The organism is Embleya hyalina, assembly GCF_003967355.1.
Lineage (GTDB): Bacteria > Actinomycetota > Actinomycetes > Streptomycetales > Streptomycetaceae > Embleya > Embleya hyalina.
In genome coordinates this window covers 189,438-210,534 of the sequence record NZ_BIFH01000032.1, presented here as the reverse complement: position 1 = coordinate 210,534, position 21,097 = coordinate 189,438, and the positions used below count along the sequence as shown (strand labels likewise).

The window sequence follows — 21,097 nt, the reverse complement described above, 5'->3', positions numbered from 1 at the left end:
CGCCGATCACCCCGCCTCCCGCAACCTCGGCTTCAGATGCCGGGCGATCGCCTCCGCCAACCCCGGCGGCACCGCGTTGCCGATCTGTCGCGCGATCTCGGTCTTGGAGCCGCACCACACGAAGGTCTCCGGGAAGGACTGGAGCCGGGCCGCCTCGCGGTGCGTGATCGGCCGGTTGACCCGGTCGACCGGGTCGTCCGGGTTCCACTGCGGGTGCAGATACTGGCCCTTCTCGGGCTTGTAGAACTCGGTCCGGATGGTCAGCGACGGGTGGTCCCAGCGCATCCGGCCCATCACATCCGTCGTGCCGGTCTTCTTGTTCCGCCAGCAGTCGGGGAGCAGGTGGTCCGGCAGGTCGAACCGGCCGCCGCCGGGCGGCACGCAGTCGTAGCGCAGCAGCGAGCGCTCGGTCGGCGTGCGGCCCAGGTGCAGGTCGGCCTCCTTGAACACGCCGGGCACCGGGCGGCCGAAGAACTCGGTCTTCGACGCGGGCAGGCTGGTCGTCCCCGGCACACGCGGCAGGTCCGCGATCGCGTCCCGGACGGTGGCCCGGCGCAGCCGGCGGCCGGGGCCGTGGGTCGGCTCGGGCGCCTCGATCCGGCCGATCCGGGAGCCGATCACGATCGCCCGCTTGCGGCGCTGCGGGACGCCGTAGTCCACCGCCGGGAGCAGCGCGTCGGTCAGTTCGTACCCCTCCAGGAGGCCGCCGGGCTGCGCCTCGGCGAGCAACAGCGCGAACTCGGCGGACTTCTGGAAGCGGTCCACGTTCTCGATCACGAACACCTTGGGCTTCGCGCGACGCACGAAGCGCAGGTATTCCTTCCAGAGCTTGTTGCGCGGATCCTCCACGTTGCGGCTGCCGAGATTGGAGAAACCCTGGCAGGGCGGGCCGCCGATGATCAGGTCGGCGCGCGGGATGTCCCGGTCCGGGATCTCCGCGATGTCACCCCAGCGCATGTGCGCCTCGCCGAAGTTGGCGGCGTAGGTCGCGGCCGCGTGCAGGTTCCACTCGACCGCCATGACCGGCCGAAAGCCCTTCGCGGCGGCGAACCCGGACGTCATTCCACCGCAGCCCGCGAACAGGTCGATCATGGTGATGGGTCGTGCCATGCGGACAGGTTAGCCGGCCGTGCGGCGTGCGATCACCGCGTCCCGAACCCTGGCCGCCGCGACGGCCGCGTCCTCGTGCTCCCAGACCCGCACGACCAACCAGCCGGCCTCGGCCATCCGCCGGTCGGTGTCGGCGTCGCGGGTGCGGTTTCCCTCGATCTTGGTCTTCCAGAACTCGGCGTTGCGCTTGGGCCAGGTCGCGTGTACCGGGCAGCCGTGCCAGAAGCAGCCGTCGACGTAGACGGCGACCTTGGCCGGGCCGAAGACGACGTCGGCCTCGCGGCGGACGCCCTTGAGCGGGCGGCGGTGCACCCGGTAGCGCAGTCCCATGCCGTGCAGGACGCGCCGCAGCGCGACCTCGACGCCGGTGTCCTTGCTGCGTTGGCGACTCATCCGGGCACGAGTCGCGTCGGTGGTGGTCAGGCTCGTCACGGTGACCATGGTGCACGGTCGCACCGTCATCGCGCGCGGCGATGGCGCTCAGGCCGGGTACGCACGTGCCTCGGTGGCCTTCACCGCCGCCCATACCGGCCTTCCGGGCGCGAGTTCGAGTTCGGCGACGGCCAGTGGGGTGACGTCGGCGAGCAGCGGCACCGGGCCGGTCAACTCGACGCGCACGGTGTCGCCGTGCAGTTCCATGCCGTCCACCTCGACCTGCCACAGGTTGCGCGGGCTGCCGTCGGGGCGGCTGCGGTACAGCGTCACCGCCGACGGCGGGAAGGCCACGAACACCTCGGCCGCGTCCGGGAGTTCGGCGACCACGAGGCGCTGCCCGGCGGCCAGCTCGACGCCGCCGGGGGAGGCGGTGCCGCGGTACAGGTTCAGGCCGACCAGGCGGGCCACGTAGTCGGTGCGCGGGTGCCGGGCCACCTCCGCCGGGGTGCCGTCCTGGACCGCGCGGCCCGCCTCGATCACGGTGAGCCGGTCGGCGAGCACCATCGCGTCGAGCGGATCGTGGGTGATCACCACCGCGACGCCGTCGAAGTCGGCGAGATGCCGGCGCAGCGTGGCCCGGGTCTCCACCCTGGTGCGCGCGTCGAGGGCGGCCAGCGGCTCGTCCAGGAGCAGCAGTCTCGGGTGGGTGGCCAGCGCCCGGGCGAGGGCGACCCGCTGCGCCTGGCCGCCGGAGAGCCGACCCGGCTTGACGCCGGTGTGCTCGGCCAGGCCGACCCGCTCCAGCCACTCGGCCGCCGCGACGCGTGCCTCGCGCCGGCCGACGCCCTGGCAGCGCAGGCCGAAGGCGACGTTGTCCAGCGCGGACAGGTGCGGGAAGAGCAGGTAGTCCTGGAACACCACGCCCACCGGTCGCCGCTCGGGCGGGGTGTAGCGGCGTCGGCCCGGATCCTCCAGATCGACGCCGGCGAGCCGGGTGTGCCCGCCGCCCAGGGGGGTCAGGCCCGCCAGGGCGCGCAGCGCGGTGGTCTTGCCGGCGCCGTTGGGGCCGAGCAGCGCGACCACCTCGCCCGGCGCGGCGGTCAGGTGTACGTCCAGACGGAACGCGTCGCGGGCGACCACGAGATGCGCGTCGAGGCCGGGGGCCGCGTCGGGTGCCGTGTCGAGTGCGGTCTCGAGGCCGGTCACGAGGTGGTCATCCAACGCTCGCGCAGGCCCGCCAGGATCAGCACGGACACCGCCAACAACACCAGGGAGAGCACGATCGCCGCCTCCGGATCGGTTTCCAGCGCGAGGTAGACGGCGAGCGGCATCGTCTGGGTCTTGCCGGGGAAGTTGCCGGCGAAGGTGATGGTGGCGCCGAACTCGCCGAGCGCGCGGGCCCACGCGAGTACCGCGCCCGCCGCCACGCCCGGGGCGATCAGCGGCAGGGTGACCCGGCGGAACGCGGTCCAGCGGGACGCGCCCAGCGTGGCCGCGGCCTCCTCGTAGCGCGGATCCGCCGCCCGCAGCGCGCCCTCGACGCTGATCACCAGGAACGGCATCGCCACGAACGCCTCGGCCACGATCACCCCGGTGGTGGTGAACGGCAGCGTGTAGCCGAACGTGTCGTCCAGCCACTCGCCGACGATGCCCCTGCGGCCCAGCACCAGGAGCAGCGCCACACCCCCCACCACCGGCGGCAGCACCAGCGGCAACGTGACCAGCGCTCGGACCAGGCGCCGTCCGGGGAAGTCGGTACGGGCGAGCAGCCACGCCAGCGGCACACCGAGCACCAGCACGATGCCGGTGGCCGCGGTCGCGGTGAACAGCGAGAGCTTCAGCGCTTCGCGGACCTCCGTACTGCCGAGCTGACTCCCCAGGTCGCTCCACGGCGCCCGGATCAGCAGTCCGATCAGCGGCAACACCAGGAACACCAGGCCGATCAGGCCGGGGACGAGCAGGGCCAGGGGCGCGCCGCCGCGGCGCGGACGTTCGGCCCGCACGCGGCGGCGGACCCGGGGAGAGCCGATCACGGGGCCTGGAAACCCGCCGCGGTCAGCGCGGTGCGGCCGGGCTCGGCCAGGACGAAGGCGACGAACGCCTTGGCCGCGTCGGCGTTGGGCGCCTTCGCGAGCGGGACGATCGGGTACGTGTTGACCGCCTGGGCGGATTCGGGGAAGTCCACGCCGACCACCTTGGCACCCGCGGCCTTGACGTCGGTGCGGTAGACGAGCGCGGCGTCGACCTCGCCGAGGGTGAGCTTGGTCAGCGCGGCCTTGACGTCCTGTTCGAGCGTCGACGGGGTGAACTTGACGCCGCCCGCGTCGAGCGCGGTCTTCGCGGCGGCGCCGCACGGGACCTGCGGGGCGCACTGGGCGACCTTGAGGCCGTCCTGCTTGAGGTCGGCGAGCGACTTGACGTTCTTCGGGTTGCCCGGCGCCACCGCGATCTGGAGGGTGTTCTTCGCGAACGCGGTGGGTGTGCCGTCGGCGCTCTTGCCGTCGGTGACGAGCTTCATGTTCTTCTCGTCGGCGGAGGCGAACACGTCGGCGGGCGCACCCTGGTTGATGCTCGCGGCGAGCGCGGAGCTGCCCCCGTAGTTGAACTTGACGGTGACGCCGGGGTGTGCGGCCTCGAACTGCTTGCCCAGCGCGGTGAACGTCTCGGTCAGCGAGGCGGCCGCGAACACGGTGACGGTGCCCTTGAGCGGCTTGGTGTCGGCGGCGGGCGTGCTGCCGGGGGTCTGCGGGGCGGCCTTCGTGGCCTTCTCGTCCTTCTTCCCGTCGTCGTCGCCGCCGCACGCGGCGAGGGTGACCATCGCCCCCGCGAGCAGCGTCGCCATGATCGCCCGTCCGGCCCGCACCGTCCCGATTGCGCCCATTGTGCCCACTCCCACTATTCGAGGGAGTGCTCGCGCGCGCCCTCGGTCCGCTCCACCATGACATTCGTCGACTTCACGACCGCGGTGGCGAGTACGCCGACCCGGAGGCCGAGTTCGTCCGCGGCCTCGGCGCTCATCAGCGAGACCACCCGGTACGGCCCGGCCTGGATCTCGACCTGGGCCATCACCGTGTCCTTGCGGACGTCGGTGACGATGCCGCGGAAACGGTTGCGCGCCGACGACCAGCCGAGCCGTTCGCTGTCCGCGCGGGCGTCGCCGGCGGCCGTCGAGCGGGCGAACGCGGCCAACGCCGCACCGTCCACCACCCGCCGACCGTTCTCGTCCCGCCGCGCGTCGAGCCGACCGGAGTCCACCCATCGCCGCACCGTGTCCGCGCTCACACCGAGCAGAGCCGCCGCGTCACCGATCCCGAACGTGTTCACGGCCGGGATCCTAGTCACGAGCGTCTCTCCCGCAGAGCGAAGCCGATGTACGCGGGCGACGGCCGGGCCGTCGCCTGCGGAGCGTCATCCTTGCAGATGCCAGGACGTTTCCGCCATGGGCCTCGCAGATTCGATCCAATCGGTCATACGTGATGCTGTCGGGGCCGTCGTGTCGGACCCGGCCGGCAGGGTGGCGGTCGTGCATCGAGACGACGTGTGGAACCTGATCGAGGAAGCCCGCCGGACCGGCGCCGACCCGAACGAGCGGCTGCGCGTGTTGTGCGATCGGCTCTCGACCCTGCCGCTACCGGAGATCGTGGGTTTCCAGGTCGGCCTGGACGAGGTGCGCCGGCCGCTGGACACGTGGGTGGCGTGGGCCGCCGCCGCGCGGATCATGGGTGGTTTCTGCTCCGACGACGGCTTCTGGTATTTCCAACCCTGGGTGATCGGCCTGGGCCGCGACGCCTACGAGCGGGTCGTCGCGGACCCGGACGCGCTCGCCGACCTGCCGGAGGTGCGGCGCCTGGCCGGCCGGCCGTTCGAGTCCTGGTCCGACGCGGAATGGCCGCAGTGGGAGGAGTTGGCCTACGCCGCGGCGGAAGCGTACGAGGCGCGGACGGGACGGGAGGACGGCCTGGAAGACGCCCTGGACGCCCTGGACATCGACCTCCCGGCCGTCCCGAACCCACCGGGTGACAGCCTCACCGACACCGCCCGAGCCCGCCTCCTCCCCAAACTCCACACCCTCTTCCCCTGACCCGCCCCCCGCCCCCGCCCCCACCTCCTATCGACGGAGGATGGGCGCGAGGTCCTTCAGCCAGGCGTCACGGGCACTCTTCCACTCGGCCGGGCAGCCGGCGACGCGTTCCCGGGGGAGGAGGCTCGTGTTCGCCAGGTCGGGATTCCGGTCGGGGGCGGCGCCGTAGAGCCGACAGAGGTGATCGGCGGCGCGCACGAGATCCGGCGCGTGTTCGTCCTTCGTATCGCGATCGGCCCCGTCCGCCTCCGCCGCCGAAAGCCGATACTCCTCCACGGCCGCCCGCAACTGCCGCTCCCCACCCACGCCTTGGCGCAGCAGCATCAGGGCGGCGAACCGATCCGCCGCGTCCTCCTCGGCCCGTTCGTCGAAGGGCAGCCGCAGGACGTCGGCGAGGGCGTGGCCGGCCTCGTGGTACAGGGTTTCCACCAGTACGGCGACGACCTCGTCGTCGGCAGGCCGATGGCCGCCACGCTCGAACAGGGCACGCTCGTCCGCGATGTCGTCGTAACACACCTCGATGCGACGGGTTTCGGGATCGTACGCGGAGCCCGCCCCGCCACAGGAGCGCCCGACGACGGCGATCTCCCGCCCGGGGTCGACGAACGCGCCGAGGGCCTCGACGGCCGCCTCCATGGGCCTTCGGGCACGCAGGAAGGCCGCGTCACCCCGATCGGCGGAAACCGGCTCCTCGTAGCGGACCACGAAGCCGGCCCGGCTGGGCGGCGGTGACGGTGAGTCCTTCGCGTCCGTGGGCCGAACGTCGTCGGCATCGCCGCCGGACGAGCCACACCCGCCGACCAGGACGACCACGATCAGCCCCACCCACACCCGCCCGCGCCACCGCCCGCCCCCACCCGAAGTCCGCATACGCCGAAGGTATCCGTGCCACCCGCCGACCGAAGCGATCGTCGCGCGACGGGTGCGCGGTGGGCGCGGCTCGGGCGGCCCGGCGCGCCGGTCGGTGGGCCATCGGTCGTGGGCCGGGGTCGCGCGGTCGACATCGAGCTTTCCGCGGTGGGCGGCGATGTGGCAGGGTCGGGCGATGGATGGCTCACATCGATCGACCGGTGGCGACGCCGGTGATCCCGGGTACGACGACACGCCGTTCACGTATCGCGGCCACGGTGACGCCGACGTCTTCTTCGACGTGCCGGTGCCCGGTGAGTCGACGCTGCTGCAGATCGTGGGCCCGTCGGGGGAGCGGCTTCGGTTGTGGCGGATCGAACGTCCGGGCGGACCGGTCGGCGGATGCGTCTACAACGGGCCGGCGGAGGGGGCCGACGGGAGCATCCTGATCCCGGCCTCGGCCAAGGGACGAGGGGCGCCGCACGGAGTGCGGGTGCGGTGCGATGGGCCGTGGTCGTTGCAACTCAAGGAGCCGGACGCGGCACGGGAGTTCGAGCGCGGGATCGAGGGCCGCGGGAGCGAGGTGGTCCGGTACACGGGACCCGTGGGTCTGGGGTGCCTGACCGGCACGCGCGCGGGCGACGCGGTGGACGTTCGGGTCGTACCCCCGCCGGCGGGACCGATCCGGGACGAACTTCCTCGCCAAGTGCGGGAGTTCCGGGTCGCCGGCGCATGCACGATGGTGGTCACCGCACCCGGCCCCTGGCGGATGCGCGTCGAGCCCACACCGCCGATCCGACCCGATCTCCCGGAGGGGACATTCGTGCTGCACGGCGCCGGCGAACTCTCGGCCGTGGTTCCGGTCACGCACGCGTCCGAGTCGTCCGTATTGCGGATCGACTGGGTTTCCGGGCCCGAACTCACCGTGCAATGCGGCGAGTACCGCTACCCGTACGGCCCGACATACCGCCTGGGCCCCGATCACCCGAGCCGCCGCTTCCGGCTCGGCCCCGAACTCTGGGCACGCGGTGTCCCCGTCCGGATTCACGACCCGGCGGGCGAATGGGAGATCCGGACCACATCCCTCGTCCCGTCGCACGGCCCGGACGACCCAGACTGCCCGGACGGCGACGGGTTCTCCCTGCTCCCGGCAAGCATCCACGGCACCGGATCCGGCACCCTCACCGCCACGCCCACGCCCGACGGCCCCGAACCGATTCCCTCCCGCCTCGACCGTCTGCGGCGCCTGCTCCGCCCCCGTCGCCACGCACGGTGACCGCTCAGGCCGGGGTCGTGCCCGCCGACACCTCGAACTCCTCCGCCCGGATGCCCAGAATCCGGCCCAGTTCGGTGCGGCCGGTCTCGGTGGCTCGGACCGCGCGGCCCGTGCCGACGCGTTCGGTCCAGCCTCGGGACAGGAGCAGGCGGCACAGTTCGGCGCCGGCCGTGCCCGCCAGGTGGTGGCGGCGTTCGGTCCAGTCCAGGCAGGGGCGGGCCAGGGGACGTTTGCCGGCGGTGGTGAGGTCGGCGCCCAGGTCGGTGAGCCAGGCCAGGCCCGCGTCGGTGATCGCGAAGCCGGCGTCCTGGCGGAGCAGGTCCCGGGCGGTGAGCGCGTCGGTGATCGCCACGCCGAGGCGGCCGGCCAGGTGGTCGTAGCAGGTACGCCCCCGGGCCAGGGCCGCACCGGCCGAGTGGGCCCGCAGCGACGCCGCCGGCCGAGGGGCCGCCGGCGTCGTGTACGCGGCCAGGTCCTCGACCATCCGCGCCACCCCCGCGTCGGCCAACCGCACATACCGGTGCCGCCCCTGCCGCTCCCCGACCAGCAGGCCACCCTCGACGAGGCGGGTCAGGTGCTCGCTGATCGTGGACGGCGCGACCCCGCAGTGCCGGGCCAACTCGCCGGCGGTCCAGGCCCGCCGATCCAGCAGGGCCAGGCACACCCCCGCCCGCGTCTCGTCCGCGAGCAACGCGGCGAGCGCGGCGAGGCGAGGCACCGAATCCGGATCGGAGGCACGCGCGATCGAGTCCATGCCGCCATCATCGCCCCGGGACGCTTCGGCCCGGACCGAAGGGTTCGCCGCCGCCGAGCGGCCGTGCGCGCGCCCGGCTCTGTCAGGATGGGGACGTGTTCCTACCGCTCACGGGTGTCACCGTCGTTTCGCTCGAACAGGCCATCGCCGCGCCCTACGCCACGCGTCAACTGGCGGATCTCGGCGCCCGGGTGATCAAGATCGAGCGGCCCGGCGCGGGGGATTTCGCCCGGGCGTACGACGAGACCGTCGAGGGTTTGTCCAGCCACTTCGTCTGGGCCAATCGGGGGAAGGAAAGTCTGACTCTCGATGTGAAGGACGAGCGGGCGCCGGAGATTTTGGATCGACTGCTGGCCCGGGCCGATGTGTTCGTCCAGAACCTGGCCCCGGGCGCGGCCGATCGGCTCGGGCTCGGCGCGGCGGAATTGCGGGCCAGATTTCCCCGGCTGATCGTTTGTGGAATATCGGGTTATGGGACCGCGGGACCCTATCGGGACAAGAAGGCGTACGACCTGCTCGTGCAGTGCGAGGCGGGACTGCTGTCGGTCACCGGTACGGCCGAGGAGCCGGCCAAGGCGGGGATTCCGATCGCCGACATCGCCGCCGCGATGTACGCCTTCACCGGATTGCTCACCGCGCTCTACGAGCGGCAACTCACCGGCGAGGGCAGCTCGTTCGAGGTCTCCATGCTCGACGCGCTCGGCGAGTGGATGGGGTTCCCGTACTACTTCGCGACCTACGGCGGCACACCCCCGCCGCGAACCGGGGCCCGGCATGCGGCGATCGCGCCCTACGGGCCGTACCGCGTGGCCGGCGGCGGGCAGGTGTTCGTGGGCGTGCAGAACGATCGGGAGTGGGCCGCGCTCTGCGAACGGGTGCTCGGGCGGCCGGAGTTGGTCGAGGATCCGGATTTTCTGACCAATTCGCTGCGGGTGGCCGCCAACGAGCGGCTGACCGGGCTGATCGAGGCGGCCTTCGCCGACCGTACGGCCGACGAGATCGTGGCGAGCCTGGACGCGGTCGGCATCGCCAACGCCCGGATGCGGACCGTCGCCGAATTCGCCGACCACCCGCAACTCGCCGCCCGGGATCGCCTGCGCACCGTCGACTCCCCGGCCGGCCCGCTGCGCGCGCTGCTGCCGCCGGTCACGGTGGCCGGCCGCGAGCCGGCGATGGGCCCGATCCCGGCGGCCGGCGAGCACACGGCGGCGATCCTCGCGGAGCTGGGATTCACCGAACCGGGACCGGAGCCGAAGACGATCCGCGAGTAGGCGGCCCGCGACCCTCGACCGGAAATATTTCTCCGCCTTCCGGGCCCCGCGACATTTCCGTGCTAGCCTCGGGGCAGTTGCAGTAGTGGTTCCCATGAATTTTGTGAGCGCCTTACGGTCGTGACCGTCGGGCGCTTTTTGTTTGTCCCAGAACCGGATTCGTGTGACGAGTGAATTGCTGTTGCGGCCTGTGGATGTGCATGTGTGCACGTCCGCATTCGGCACCACGAAGGAGATTTGTATGGCTACTGGAACCGTGAAGTGGTTCAACGCGGAAAAGGGCTTCGGCTTCATCCAGGCGGACGACGGCGGCCCGGATGTCTTCGCGCACTACTCGGCGATCCAGTCGCAGGGCTTCCGTGAGCTGACCGAAGGTCAGAAGGTCACCTACGACGCCGTTCAGGGCCAGAAGGGCCCGCAGGCGGAGAACATCACCATCTGAGCCGCGGCACCTCGCACCACCCACACGGCCCGTCCCCCTTCCGGGGGCGGGCCGTGTGCGCGTACCGGAGTGATCCCGCGCGTTGCATGATGCCCCCATGGCATACATCGGCAACGACGAGCACGCCGGCCGCATGCGCGTGATCCGTGCATGCGGCCGGATCCTGTCCGGGGTACGGCCCGCCACGGTCGCCGAGCGGCTGGCCCGGCTCGACGCCTACGCGCGCGAGCACGTCGACCCCGACGAATGGCCGGACACCTACGGTGACGGCGGCGCGGTCGCCCGCCTGGAGGCCCGGACCGCCGAGCTGCTCGGCACCGAGGCGGCGCTGCTCTTCCCCACCGGCACGATGGCCCAGCAGGTCGCGCTGCGCATCCACGCCGGGGCCACCGGATCCGACGTGGTCGGCATCCACCCCCGCGCCCACCCGCTGACCTACGAGCGCGACGCGATCTCGGTCCTGTCCGGGCTCCGGCCGCTCGTACTCGCCCAGGGGCCGGGTCAGATCACCGCCGACGACGTCCGCGGCAGCGCCGAGCGGTTCGGCACGCTCTTCTACGAACTCCCGCTGCGCGACCACGGTTTCGTCCTGCCCGCCTGGGACGACCTGATCGCCGTCGTGCAGGCCGCCCGGGATCGGGACGCCGCGCTGCACCTGGACGGCGCCCGGCTGTGGGAGAGCACCACGGGGCTCGGACACGGGCTGACCGAGATCGTCGACCTGTTCGACTCGGTGTACGTGTCCTACTACAAGGGTCTCGGCGCGAGCGCCGGGGCGGCCCTCGCGGGCGACGCCGAGCTGATCGAGGAGGCGCACGCGTGGCGCCACCGGTACGGCGGGCGACCGTTCCAGGCGTGGCCGATGGCGCTGGAGGCGCTGGTCGCGCTGACCGAGACACTGCCGCGGCTGGCGACCTGCGTCGGACATGCCGCGACGGTGGCGGCCGGCCTGGCCCGGGTGCCGCTGACGCGGGTGTTCCCGGCGGTCCCGCACACCCACCAGTTCCAGGCATGGCTGCCGTACCCGGCCGAGCTGCTCAACCGGGTGAGCGTCGAGTACGCCGTCGAGCACGGGGTGTGGCTCGGCGGTCGTTGGGTCGAGCCCGGGCTGCCCGGCTTGTCGTACACGGAGATCACCGTCGCCGAACCCGCCCTGGAGTGGACCGAGGACGAGGTCGCCGACGAGTTCGGCGCGTTCGTGGAGCGGGTCCGCGAGAGCGGCTGAGCGCGGGGGAGGCGGGCGCGGGCGACCGGCGGCCGGCGGTGACAAGTATCACCCCCACCGCCCACGCCGATCCGGGCATGTTGCGTCAAGGCGGGCCACTGAGCGATGCTGGCCCCGCGCCGGCCCTACCGGCGCGGGGAGGGCGTGGCAGGAACCCGGTGTGATCCCGGGACGGTCCCGCCACTGTGACCGGCTCCGCCGTACGACGTCGTCCGACGTCGACCACGGCGCGACCGGGAGTCAGGAACTGCGCGTCTCACCCCGAGTCCGATGGGGCGCGGACCCCGGAGAGGCGCTTCCAGGTGACGATTTCGTCCTGCCGGCGTTCTTGCACACCCAGCCGACGTACGCTCGGCCGACGTACGGCCGTCCACCACACGCCCGGCGGCCACACGCCGGGCCGGTCGGCCCGCGGCATCGTCCCCGTCGGAGGCTCCCGGTGATCCTCCTTCTCTCCACCTCCGACACCGACCTGCTCAGCGCCAAGGCGAGCGAGGGCGACTGGCGCCTGGCCAATCCCTCCCGGGTCGACGTGGCCGACCTCCCCGCGCTCCTCGACGGCACCGACCTCGTCGTGGTCCGCCTGCTCGGCGGCCGGCGCGCCTGGGAGGCGGGCCTGGACGCGCTGCTCGCCGGACCGCGCCCGGTGGTCGTGGTCAGCGGCGAACTCGCGGCCGACGCGGCGCTGATGGAACTGGCCACGGTGCCCGCCGGGGTGAGCGCGCAGGCGCACGCCTACCTCGCCCAGGGCGGCCCGGCCAACCTGACCCAGCTGTACCGCTTCCTGTCCGACACGCTGCTGCTCACCGGCTTCGGCTTCGAGCCGCCCGTCGAGGTGCCCTCCTGGGGGCGGCTCGACCGCACGGCGTCCGGCGGCGACGGTCCGGCGGTGGGCGTGCTGTACTACCGCGCCCACCACCTGGCCGGGAACACCGCGTTCGTGGCCGACCTGTGCACGGCGATCGAGAACGCGGGCGGGCGGCCGGTACCGATCTGGTGCGCCTCGCTGCGCGGCGCCGACGAGTCGTTGTTCGCCGCGCTCGGCGAGTTGGACGCGCTCCTGGTCACCGTGCTCGCCGCGGGCGGTGCCGGTGGGGCCAGGCCCGCCGAGGTGTCCGCCGGCGGCGACGACGAGCAGTGGGACGTCGGGGCGCTGGCCGGACTCGACATCACCATCCTCCAGGCGCTCAACCTGACCACCAGCCGGGCCGAATGGGAGGCCGGCGACGCGGGCCTGTCGCCGCTGGACGCGGCCACCCAGGTGGCGGTACCGGAGTTCGACGGCCGGCTGATCACCGTCCCGTTCTCGTTCAAGGAGACCGGCGCGGACGGCCTCACCCACTACGCCGCCGACCCCGAACGGGCCGCCCGGGTGGCCGGGATCGCGGTACGACACGCCCTGCTCCGGCACGTACCGGCCACGGAGCGCCGGGTCGGCGTGGTGCTCTCCGCGTATCCGACCAAACACTCCCGGATCGGCAACGCCGTCGGCCTGGACACCCCCGCCTCGGCCGTCGCGCTGCTGCGCGCGATGCGCGCGGCCGGCTACGACGTCGGCGCGCGCGACGGCGCCGACGCGCTGCCCGGCCTGGAACCCCCGGACGGCGACGCGCTGATCCACGCGCTGATCGCGGCCGGCGGCCAGGACCCCGAGTGGTTGACGGAGGGTCAGCTCGAAGGCAACCCGGTCCGGATCTCCGCCGCCGCCTACCGCGAGCGCTACGCCACCCTGCCGCTCGGACTGCGCGCGAACATCGAGGAGCACTGGGGCCCGCCGCCCGGCGAGCTGTACGTGGACCACTCGCGCGACCCGGAGGGCGAGATCGTGCTCGCCGCGCTGCGCGCGGGCAACATCATCCTGATCATCCAGCCGCCGCGCGGCTTCGGCGAGAACCCGGTCGCCATCTACCACGACCCGGACCTGCCGCCGAGCCACCACTACCTGGCCGCCTACTGGTGGCTGGACGCGCCCGCCGGGCCGGGCGGGTTCGGCGCGCACGCCCTCGTCCACCTGGGCAAGCACGGCACGCTGGAGTGGTTGCCGGGCAAGAACCTGGGGCTGTCCGCGGAGTGCGGTCCCGACGCGGTGCTGGGCGACCTGCCGCTGGTGTACCCGTTCCTGGTCAACGACCCGGGCGAGGGCGCGCAGGCCAAGCGGCGCGCGCACGCGATCATCGTCGACCACCTCGTGCCGCCGATGGCGCGCGCCGAGACGTACGGCGACCTGACCCGGCTGGAGCAACTGCTCGACGAATACGCCAACGTGCAGGCGCTGGACCCGGCCAAGGGCCCGGCCCTGCAGAGCCAGATCTGGACGCTGATCCAGGCCACCAAGCTGGACCACGACCTCGGCATCACCGACCGGCCGCACGAGGCCGAGTTCGACGACCTGATCCTGCACCTGGACGGGTGGCTCTGCGAGGTCAAGGACGCGCAGATCCGCGAGGGCCTGCACATCCTGGGCGACGCGCCCACCGGCGAGGGCCGGATCAACCTGGTCACCGCGATGTTGCGGGCGCGCCAGGTGTGGGGCGGACGGGCCGCCGCGCTGCCGGGGTTGCGCGAATCGCTCGGCCTGGTCGAGGGCGGCAGTGCCTCGCGCACCGAGACCGACGACGCCGAGGACCGGGCGCACCGGCTGGTCGCGGCGATGGAGGCGGCCGGCTGGGACCCGACCCGGGCGACGGCCGTCACCGCCGAGGTGCTGGGCGGCGAATCGCCCGCCGTCGCAGAGGTGTTGGCGTTCGCGGCGACCGAGATCGTGCCGCGCCTGGACCGCACCGGGGACGAGATCGGCGCGGTGCTGCACGCCCTGGAGGGCGGCTACGTCGCGGCCGGGCCCAGCGGTTCGCCGCTGCGCGGGCTGGTCAACGTGTTGCCGACCGGCCGCAACTTCTACACCGTGGACCCGAAGGCGATCCCCAGCCGACTGGCCTGGGAGACCGGACAGGCGCTCGCCGACTCGCTGTTGGCCCGCTACCGCGCGGACAACGACGGCGACTGGCCGCGTTCGGTCGGCCTTTCGGTCTGGGGCACCAGCGCGATGCGGACCAGCGGCGACGACATCGCCGAGGTGCTGGCGCTGCTCGGTGTGCGGCCGATCTGGGACGACGCGTCACGCCGGGTGACCGGGATCGAGACCATCCCGCTCGCCGAACTGGGCCGTCCGCGCGTGGACGTCACGGTGCGTATCTCCGGCTTCTTCCGGGACGCCTTCCCGCACGTGGTGCTGCTGCTCGACGACGCGGTGCGGCTGGCCGCGGAGGCGGACGAGCCGGACGAGGACAACTACGTCCGGGCCCACGTCCGGGCGGACGTCGCGCGGCACGGCGACGCGCGGCGCGCCACCACGCGCGTGTTCGGTTCGCGGCCGGGCGCGTACGGCGCGGGTCTGCTGCCGCTGATCGACGCGCGCACCTGGCGCGACGACGCGGACCTGGCCGAGGTGTACGCGACCTGGGGCGGCTACGCCTACGGGCGCGGCCTGGACGGGGTGTTCGCGCGCGAGGACATGGAGGACGCGTACCGCAGGATCGCGGTCGCGGCGAAGAACACCGACACGCGCGAGCACGACATCGCCGACTCGGACGACTACTTCCAGTACCACGGCGGCATGGTCGCCGCCGTGCGGGCGCTGACCGGGACCGCGCCGGCCGCCTACATCGGCGACTCGACCATGCCCGACGCGGTCCGCACCCGCACCCTCCGGCAGGAGACCGCCCGGGTGTTCCGCGCCCGGGTGGTCAACCCGCGCTGGATCGAGGCGATGCGCAAGCACGGTTACAAGGGCGCGTTCGAACTGGCGGCCACCGTGGACTACCTGTTCGGCTACGACGCCACCACCGGCGTGGTGGCGGACTGGATGTACGAGAAGCTCGCGGGCGAATACGTCCTGGACGAGACGAACCGCGAGTTCATGCGCACGTCCAACCCGTGGGCGCTGCGCGGGATCGCCGAGCGGCTGCTCGAGGCGGCCGACCGGGGCATGTGGGAGAAGCCGGAGGCGGCCACGCTCGACGGGCTGCGCGAGGTGTACCTGGATGTCGAGGGCGATCTCGAAGGCGGCGAGGACGCGGGGGATGGCTGAGCGGGAGGCCGGGACCGGGCCGGTGTCGGAGGCGGTGTCCCTGATGGGGGCGCCGTTCACCGGCACCGGCCCGGTGGCCGTGGTCGGGATCGGGGACGACGGCTGGGCCGGACTGTCCGAGGCGGCCCGGGCGTTGGTGCGCGAGGCCGAGGTGTTGGTCGGCGGCGCGCGGCACTTGGCGATGGTGGACGACACCGGGGCCGAGCGGGTCGCGTGGCCGTCGCCGTTCCGGGTGGGCTTCGTCGCCCACCTGGCCGCTTCCCGGCGGGTGTGCGTGCTGGCCAGTGGTGACCCGATGTTCCACGGCGTCGGGGCCACGCTGGTCCGGAGCCTGGGCGCGGACCGGGTCACGGTGCTGCCGGTGGCCTCGTCGGCGTCGTTGGCGTGCGCGCGGCTCGGCTGGTCCACGCAGACCGTGGCGGTGGTCAGCGCGGTGGGCCGACCACTCGACACCTTGGCCGCCGAACTGGCCGTGGACCGGCGGGTTTTGGTGCTCAGTGCGAATGGGCTGACGCCGGGTCGGGCGGCGGCGCTGCTGGTGGCGCGCGGGTTCGGGACGAGCGAGGTCACCGTGCTCGAACACCTCGGCGGCCCGGCCGAGTCGGTGTGGCGCGGCACGGCCGACGCGCTCGCGGCGGCCCCGGAGCGGCGGTTCGCGGACCTGAACGTGGTCGCGGTCGCGTGTGGGCCGGGGCCGGGACTGAGCCGGTTGGCCGGTCTGCCGGACGACGTATACGCGCACGACGGGCAGTTGACCAAGCGCGAGATCCGGGCGGTCACGCTGGCCGCCCTCGGGCCGCGCCCCGGGGAACTGCTCTGGGATGTCGGCGCGGGCAGCGGCAGCATCGGGATCGAGTGGATGCGCGCCCATCCGCACTGCCGGGCCACGGCGTTCGAGGCGCGCGCGGATCGGGCCGAGCGGGCGGCGGCGAACGCGATCGTGCTCGGCGTGCCGGATCTGCGGATCGTGGTCGCGCGGGCGCCGGAGGCGCTGTACGGGGAGACGCCCGACGCGGTCTTCATCGGCGGCGGGCTGACGGTGCCGGGCGTGGTCGAGCGCTGCTGGCACGCGCTGCGCCCGGGCGGACGTTTGGTGGCCAACGCCGTGGTCGCCGAGTCCGAGGCCGAATTGGTGCGGCAACGCGCGGTGTTCGGCGGCGAGTTGACCCGCCTTCAGGTCACCCGGTCCGGCCCGGTGGGCTCGTTCACCGGGTGGCGGCCGGCGATGCCGGTCACCCAGTGGGTGGCCGTGAAGCCCGTGTCCGTTTTCCCCTCCGACGAGGAGCAGTCCCGCCCATGACCGTCCACTTCATCGGCGCCGGCCCCGGCGCGGCCGACCTGATCACGGTGCGGGGGCTGCGCATCATCGCCGCGTCGCCGGTGTGCCTGTACGCGGGCGCTCTCGTACCGCGCGAACTGGTCGAGGCCGCACCGCCCGGGGCCCGCCTCGTGGACACCGCCGACCTGAACCTGGATCAGATCGTCGAGGAACTGCGGGCGGCGCACGCGGCCGGGCACGACGTGGCCCGCCTCCAGTCGGGGGACACCTCGTTCTTCAGCGCGGTGGCCGAGCAGCAGCGCCGGCTCGACGCGCTCGGCATCCCGTGGGACATCACCCCGGGCGTACCGGCGTTCGCCGCCGCGGCGGCGGCCATGGGCCGGGAGTTGACGCTGCCGACCGTGGGTCAGACGGTGATCCTGACCCGGGTCGCGGGCAACGCGACGGCGATGCCGCCCGGCGAGGACCTGGCCACCCTCGGCCGCTCCGGCGCGCTGCTCGTGCTGCACCTGGCGATCGGCCAAGTCGAGCGCGTGGTGGCCGAGTTGACCCCGCTGTACGGCCCGGACTGCCCGGTCGCGGTGGTCGCCCGCGCGTCGCGTGCCGACGAGTCGATCGTGCGCGGCGAACTCGCCGACCTGGTATCGCTGGTGCGCGACAACGGGATCAGGGCGGTGGCGGTCATCATGGTCGGCCGCGTGCTGGGCGAACCGGGCTTCTGCGACAGCCACCTGTACAGCGAGGCGCGGGATCGGGCGGTCGAAGCGTCGTCGGCCGGATGAGCGGCGTGGCGTCAGGCCGGATCGGCCCGGCCGACGATCGTGCCGCCGCGGTCGATCGCGATCACGTCCACGGTGATCGGGACCTCGCTGCCGCGCAGGAGGTCGCGCGCGGCGTCCCGGGCGGCCTCGGCCACCGCGTCGCCGAGCGGGACGTCGGCGGCGCGGGCCAGTTGCAGGGCGTGCAGCGCGGTGTTCGCGGCGCGGATGCTCGCGGCCAGGTCCGCGTCGCCGCCCACCGCCTCGGCCCGGTCGGCGAGGTGGTCCAGGTTCACCTGCGAGCGGCCGGAGTGCAGGTCGAGATGGCCGTCGGCGAGTTTGGAGAGCTTGGCGAAGCCGCCCGCGATGGTCAACCGCGGAATCGGGTGCCGGCGCAGGTACTTCAGCAGCGCACCGGCGAAGTCGCCCATGTCCAGCAGGGCCGTGCCGGACAACCCGTGCACCTCGGCGCCGACCCGCTCGGACGTGGTGCCGGTGGCGCCGAGCACGTGCGTCTCGCCGGTGGCCGCCGCGACGTCGATGCCCCGGCGGATCGAGTCGATCCAGGCCGAGCACGAGTACGGGATCACGATGCCGGTGGTGCCCAGGATGGACAGGCCGCCGAGGATGCCCAGGCGCGGATTCCAGGTCCGCTCGGCGATGCGCTCGCCGTCGTCCACGGACAACTCGACCGTGACGTCACCGGTGCCGCCGTACGCTCCGGCCACCCGGGCCACCGCCTCGCGCATCAGCATGCGCGGGACCGGATTGACCGCCGGTTCGCCGACGGGCAGCGGCAGGCCGGGCAGCGTCACGGTGCCGACCCCGGGCCCGGCCCGGAACGTCACCCCGGAGCCGACGGCCGCGTGCCGCACGATGGCCCGGATCAGCGCGCCGTGGGTGGCGTCCGGATCGTCCCCGGCGTCCTTGACCACACCCGCCATCGCCGCGTCGGTGCCGCGCTCCTCGACGGCGAGGGCGAACGCCGGCGTCTGCCCGCCGGGCAGGTACACGGTCACCGGATCGGGGAACTCGCCGGTCAGCAGGGCCTGATAGGCGGCCGTCGTGGCCGCCGTGGCACACGCCCCGGTGGTCCAGCCGCGACGCAGCGGGCGATCGGGGCGCGTCATCGGAGCGGGAGCCGGTCGTGAGCGGGACCACACCATCCGACCGGCCGGCCGACGGTCGCGTGCTCCTGGTGCTCGGCGGCACCTCCGACGCCCGGGCCCTGGCCGCACTCGTCGCGGACACGCCCGGACTGCGGGTGGTGTCGTCGCTGGCGGGGCGGACCCGGGCGCCGGTGTTGCCGGTCGGCGAGTCCCGGGTGGGCGGCTTCGGCGGTGTACCCGGCCTGGTGGCGTGGCTGCGGGCCCGGGACGTGGCGGGCGTCGTCGACGCCACGCACCCGTTCGCGGCCCGCATCTCGGCGCACGCGGTCGCCGCCTGCGCCGAGGCAGGCGTACCGCTCCTGCGGCTGCAACGGCCGGGCTGGACGGCGGTGCCCGGCGACGACTGGCACCCGGTCGACTCGGCCGAGCACGCCGCGCGGGTGTTGCCGGCTCTGGCCCGCCGGGTGTTCCTGACCACCGGGCGCCTGGAGACCGCGCCGTACGCGCGTCTGGACCGGCTGTGGTTCCTGCTGCGCAGCGTCGAGCCGCCCACCGGCGCACTGCCCCGCGCCTGCGAAGTGCTGCTGGCCCGAGGCCCGTTCACGGTCGAGGACGAGATCGCGCTGATGCGCGACCGCCGCGTCGAGGCGATCGTCACCAAGGACAGCGGCGGCACCCAGACGGCGGCCAAGCTCACCGCGGCGCGTGAACTCGGCCTGCCCGTGGTGCTGATCCGCCGTCCCGAGGCGACCGCGCCGGAACAGGTCGCCGACGCGGCGAGCGCCGCGCGCTGGGTCCTGGCCAGGGCGGCCGCCGACGGAGCGGCGGGCGGGGCGTGAGTCGTACATATCAGTCACTGTGACACAAACCCACATGCCGATCCCGCCCCGGACGCTCAGGCCGGGTAGCGACGCGGCGTGTACACGCCGGTGCCGCCGTCGGGGCGCGGGTAGGCGCGGGTTCGGGACGAGCCGATGATCAGCAGCGTGCGCATGTCGACCACGTCCGGGTCCAGGTCGGCCAGGCGCACCACCCGTACCGACTCGGTCGGACCGCCGACGTCGCGGCCGACCACCACCGGGGTGTCCGGCGAGCGGTGCTTCAGGAACAGGTCCCGGGCCTCGGCGACCTGGGTCCGCCGGGTCTTCGAGGCCGGGTTGTAGATCGCCACCGCGAGGTCCGCCTCGGCGGCGGCGGTCAACCGGCGCTCGATCACGTCCCACGGCTTGAGGATCGCGGACAGGCTGATCACACAGAAGTCGTGGCCCAACGGCGCGCCCGCGCGCGCCGCCACGGCCTGCATCGCGGACAGCCCCGCGACCACCCGGACCGGAACCTCGGTGGCCGTCTCGTGCGCGGCCTCCAGCACGGCCGAGGCCATCGCGAACACGCCCGCGTCGCCGGAGGAGACCACCGCGACCCGACCGCCCGCCTCGGCCAACGCGATGGCGTGGCGGGCGCGTTCGGCCTCGACCCGGTTGTCGGTGCGGTGCCGCTTCTGGCCCGGGCGGGGCTGGACGCGGTCGACGTACGGCCCGTAGCCGACCACGTGATCCGCGGCGGCGAGCGCGGCGTGCGCGTCGGGGGTGAGCCATTCGGGGCCGGCCGGGCCCAGGCCGACCACGTCGATCGAGCCGAGTTCGCCGGTGGGTTCGGGGATCGTGTAGTCCGGCTCCGGCTCGCGCGGGGTGCGGTTCGTGGCGAACTCGCCGCCCGGCGCGGTGGAGGGAGTGATCACCAGGGAGAAGTACGGGACTTCGGCCGGGTCGACCTCGGCGAGCGGCCGCACCCGCTGCCGCTCGGTGGTGGCGCGCTCCACGTACCAGGTGCGATCGGCGAGGCCGGCCCGCTCGAACGCGCCCCGGACGGCCGGGAAATGCCGCTTGCCGAGCTTGATCACCGCGGCCGAGTCGGCGGTGCGCAGCCGCGCCGCGAGCACGTCGGGCGGGAGTGTGCCGGGCAGGATCGTCAGCACCTCGTCGTGCTGGACGAGCGGGCGGCCCAGCACCGCCGCCGCGCCGCTGACCGAGGTCACCCCGGGGACCACCTCGACGGGATAGCGGTCGGCGAGCCGTTCGTGCCAGTACATGTACGAGCCGTAGAAGAACGGGTCGCCCTCGCACAACACCGCGACGTCGCGACCGGCGTCCAGGTGCGCGGCGAGCTCGGCGGCGGTCGTGTCGTAGTAGTCGGCGAGCGCGCCGTCGTAGCCGCCGGGATGATCCGTGCTCTCGGTGGTCACCGGGTACTCCAGCGGCAGGCGCAGCTGGGCCTCGGTCAGGTACGGCTCGGCGATGGTGATCGCGACGCCGCGGGCGCCCTTCTTGACCGGGTACGCGACCACGTCGGCCGAGGTGATCAGGCGATGCGCCTTGAGGGTGATCAGCTCGGGGTCGCCCGGGCCGAGGCCGATGCCGTACAGGCGGCCGGTGGTGGTCACGCTGTGCTCCTGGGGGTGGGTGTGGGGGTGGTGCCGCCGGT

General features: G+C 73.5%; 19 protein-coding genes and 1 riboswitch. Of the genes, 9 read left to right on the top strand and 10 right to left on the bottom strand.

Annotated elements, in window-relative coordinates:
- Positions 1 to 6 precede the first annotated feature (6 nt).
- Genes EMA17_RS35090 through EMA17_RS35065 form a run of 6 tightly spaced genes read right to left on the bottom strand, consistent with a single transcriptional unit; the run spans position 7 to position 4,809 of the window.
- Entirely contained in the window at positions 7 to 1,110 is a 1,104-nt protein-coding gene (locus EMA17_RS35090) for a DNA cytosine methyltransferase (protein ID WP_126641204.1), read from the bottom strand.
- A gap of 9 nt (positions 1,111 to 1,119) precedes the next feature.
- The gene (locus EMA17_RS35085; protein ID WP_174861482.1) at positions 1,120 to 1,551 is read right to left on the bottom strand and encodes a very short patch repair endonuclease; all 432 of its coding nucleotides are present in this window, start codon (positions 1,549 to 1,551) and stop codon (positions 1,120 to 1,122) included.
- Positions 1,552 to 1,590: 39 nt separating this feature from the next.
- Positions 1,591 to 2,691 (bottom strand): ABC transporter ATP-binding protein, encoded by a 1,101-nt coding sequence (locus EMA17_RS35080; RefSeq protein WP_126641203.1) that lies wholly within the window; start codon positions 2,689 to 2,691, stop codon positions 1,591 to 1,593.
- Positions 2,688 to 3,518 (bottom strand): ABC transporter permease, encoded by an 831-nt coding sequence (locus EMA17_RS35075; RefSeq protein ID WP_246127104.1) that lies wholly within the window; start codon positions 3,516 to 3,518, stop codon positions 2,688 to 2,690. Before EMA17_RS35075 ends, EMA17_RS35080 begins: the two co-directional genes overlap by 4 nt.
- The gene (gene modA, locus EMA17_RS35070; RefSeq protein ID WP_170222306.1) at positions 3,515 to 4,366 is read right to left on the bottom strand and encodes a molybdate ABC transporter substrate-binding protein; all 852 of its coding nucleotides are present in this window, start codon (positions 4,364 to 4,366) and stop codon (positions 3,515 to 3,517) included. Before modA ends, EMA17_RS35075 begins: the two co-directional genes overlap by 4 nt.
- 14 nt (positions 4,367 to 4,380) lie before the next feature.
- Complete coding sequence (locus tag EMA17_RS35065) at positions 4,381 to 4,809, bottom strand: TOBE domain-containing protein (RefSeq protein ID WP_078974592.1); 429 nt, start codon at positions 4,807 to 4,809, stop codon at positions 4,381 to 4,383.
- A 199-nt stretch (positions 4,810 to 5,008) separates the two neighbouring features.
- Here EMA17_RS35065 and EMA17_RS35060 point away from each other — a divergent pair, with 199 nt between their 5' ends.
- Positions 5,009 to 5,566: a DUF4240 domain-containing protein gene (locus EMA17_RS35060; protein WP_160161678.1), complete on the top strand. Its 558-nt coding sequence runs from the start codon at positions 5,009 to 5,011 to the stop codon at positions 5,564 to 5,566.
- A 27-nt stretch (positions 5,567 to 5,593) separates the two neighbouring features.
- On the opposite strand, the gene EMA17_RS35055 is transcribed toward EMA17_RS35060, so the two are convergent.
- Positions 5,594 to 6,436 carry a DUF4344 domain-containing metallopeptidase gene (locus tag EMA17_RS35055; protein ID WP_126641201.1) on the bottom strand — a complete coding sequence of 281 codons (843 nt, stop codon included), beginning with the start codon at positions 6,434 to 6,436 and terminating at the stop codon, positions 5,594 to 5,596.
- Positions 6,437 to 6,611: 175 nt separating this feature from the next.
- On the opposite strand from EMA17_RS35055, the gene EMA17_RS35050 reads away from it, so the two are divergent.
- Entirely contained in the window at positions 6,612 to 7,691 is a 1,080-nt protein-coding gene (locus EMA17_RS35050; protein WP_126641200.1) for a hypothetical protein, read from the top strand.
- A 4-nt stretch (positions 7,692 to 7,695) separates the two neighbouring features.
- Here EMA17_RS35050 and EMA17_RS35045 read toward each other — a convergent pair whose 3' ends face one another.
- Positions 7,696 to 8,445: an ArsR/SmtB family transcription factor gene (locus EMA17_RS35045; RefSeq protein WP_126641199.1), complete on the bottom strand. Its 750-nt coding sequence runs from the start codon at positions 8,443 to 8,445 to the stop codon at positions 7,696 to 7,698.
- 95 nt (positions 8,446 to 8,540) lie between these two features.
- Here EMA17_RS35045 and EMA17_RS35040 point away from each other — a divergent pair, with 95 nt between their 5' ends.
- The 6 genes from EMA17_RS35040 (at position 8,541) to cobM (ending at position 17,531) form a co-directional block, all read left to right on the top strand.
- Complete coding sequence (locus tag EMA17_RS35040; RefSeq protein ID WP_126641198.1) at positions 8,541 to 9,716, top strand: CaiB/BaiF CoA transferase family protein; 1,176 nt, start codon at positions 8,541 to 8,543, stop codon at positions 9,714 to 9,716.
- Positions 9,717 to 9,957: 241 nt separating this feature from the next.
- Positions 9,958 to 10,158 (top strand): cold-shock protein, encoded by a 201-nt coding sequence (locus EMA17_RS35035; RefSeq protein WP_126641197.1) that lies wholly within the window; start codon positions 9,958 to 9,960, stop codon positions 10,156 to 10,158.
- Between the two features lie 97 nt (positions 10,159 to 10,255).
- Entirely contained in the window at positions 10,256 to 11,383 is a 1,128-nt protein-coding gene (locus EMA17_RS35030; protein ID WP_126641196.1) for a threonine aldolase family protein, read from the top strand.
- A 148-nt stretch (positions 11,384 to 11,531) separates the two neighbouring features.
- Positions 11,532 to 11,633, top strand: a riboswitch (cobalamin riboswitch).
- Positions 11,634 to 11,822: 189 nt separating this feature from the next.
- On the top strand, positions 11,823 to 15,470 hold the full coding sequence (cobN, locus tag EMA17_RS35025; protein ID WP_126641195.1) for a cobaltochelatase subunit CobN: 3,648 nt from the start codon (positions 11,823 to 11,825) through the stop codon (positions 15,468 to 15,470).
- Between the two features lie 43 nt (positions 15,471 to 15,513).
- A complete protein-coding gene (gene cbiE, locus EMA17_RS35020) occupies positions 15,514 to 16,770 on the top strand; it encodes a precorrin-6y C5,15-methyltransferase (decarboxylating) subunit CbiE (RefSeq protein WP_170222310.1) in 1,257 nt (418 codons plus the stop codon).
- On the top strand, positions 16,767 to 17,531 hold the full coding sequence (cobM, locus tag EMA17_RS35015; protein ID WP_126641194.1) for a precorrin-4 C(11)-methyltransferase: 765 nt from the start codon (positions 16,767 to 16,769) through the stop codon (positions 17,529 to 17,531). The genes cbiE and cobM overlap by 4 nt, the downstream gene beginning before the upstream one ends.
- An 11-nt stretch (positions 17,532 to 17,542) precedes the next feature.
- Here cobM and EMA17_RS35010 read toward each other — a convergent pair whose 3' ends face one another.
- Positions 17,543 to 18,637, bottom strand: a complete 1,095-nt coding sequence (locus EMA17_RS35010; RefSeq protein WP_126641193.1) for a cobalt-precorrin-5B (C(1))-methyltransferase — start codon at positions 18,635 to 18,637, stop codon at positions 17,543 to 17,545.
- Positions 18,638 to 18,654: 17 nt separating this feature from the next.
- Between EMA17_RS35010 and EMA17_RS35005 the strand changes: the two genes are divergently transcribed.
- Positions 18,655 to 19,455, top strand: coding sequence for a cobalt-precorrin-6A reductase (locus EMA17_RS35005; protein WP_246127103.1), 801 nt, complete (start codon positions 18,655 to 18,657; stop codon positions 19,453 to 19,455).
- A 56-nt stretch (positions 19,456 to 19,511) separates the two neighbouring features.
- Here EMA17_RS35005 and EMA17_RS35000 read toward each other — a convergent pair whose 3' ends face one another.
- Positions 19,512 to 21,056 (bottom strand): precorrin-2 C(20)-methyltransferase, encoded by a 1,545-nt coding sequence (locus EMA17_RS35000; RefSeq protein WP_126641192.1) that lies wholly within the window; start codon positions 21,054 to 21,056, stop codon positions 19,512 to 19,514.
- Between the last annotated feature and the right edge of the window lie 41 nt (positions 21,057 to 21,097).

What these genes read in the sequence shown, in the direction of transcription:
- EMA17_RS35085 (WP_174861482.1), bottom strand. Translation starts at nt 1,551, where the DNA reads ATGGTCACCGTGACGAGCCTGACCACCACCGACGCGACTCGTGCCCGG.
- EMA17_RS35055 (WP_126641201.1), bottom strand. Translation starts at nt 6,436, where the DNA reads ATGCGGACTTCGGGTGGGGGCGGGCGGTGGCGCGGGCGGGTGTGGGTG.
- modA (WP_170222306.1), bottom strand. Translation starts at nt 4,366, where the DNA reads ATGGGCGCAATCGGGACGGTGCGGGCCGGACGGGCGATCATGGCGACG.
- cobM (WP_126641194.1), top strand. Translation starts at nt 16,767, where the DNA reads ATGACCGTCCACTTCATCGGCGCCGGCCCCGGCGCGGCCGACCTGATC.
- EMA17_RS35035 (WP_126641197.1), top strand. Translation starts at nt 9,958, where the DNA reads ATGGCTACTGGAACCGTGAAGTGGTTCAACGCGGAAAAGGGCTTCGGC.
- EMA17_RS35010 (WP_126641193.1), bottom strand. Translation starts at nt 18,637, where the DNA reads ATGACGCGCCCCGATCGCCCGCTGCGTCGCGGCTGGACCACCGGGGCG.
- EMA17_RS35045 (WP_126641199.1), bottom strand. Translation starts at nt 8,445, where the DNA reads ATGGACTCGATCGCGCGTGCCTCCGATCCGGATTCGGTGCCTCGCCTC.
- EMA17_RS35090 (WP_126641204.1), bottom strand. Translation starts at nt 1,110, where the DNA reads ATGGCACGACCCATCACCATGATCGACCTGTTCGCGGGCTGCGGTGGA.
- EMA17_RS35030 (WP_126641196.1), top strand. Translation starts at nt 10,256, where the DNA reads ATGGCATACATCGGCAACGACGAGCACGCCGGCCGCATGCGCGTGATC.
- cbiE (WP_170222310.1), top strand. Translation starts at nt 15,514, where the DNA reads ATGGGGGCGCCGTTCACCGGCACCGGCCCGGTGGCCGTGGTCGGGATC.
- EMA17_RS35050 (WP_126641200.1), top strand. Translation starts at nt 6,612, where the DNA reads ATGGATGGCTCACATCGATCGACCGGTGGCGACGCCGGTGATCCCGGG.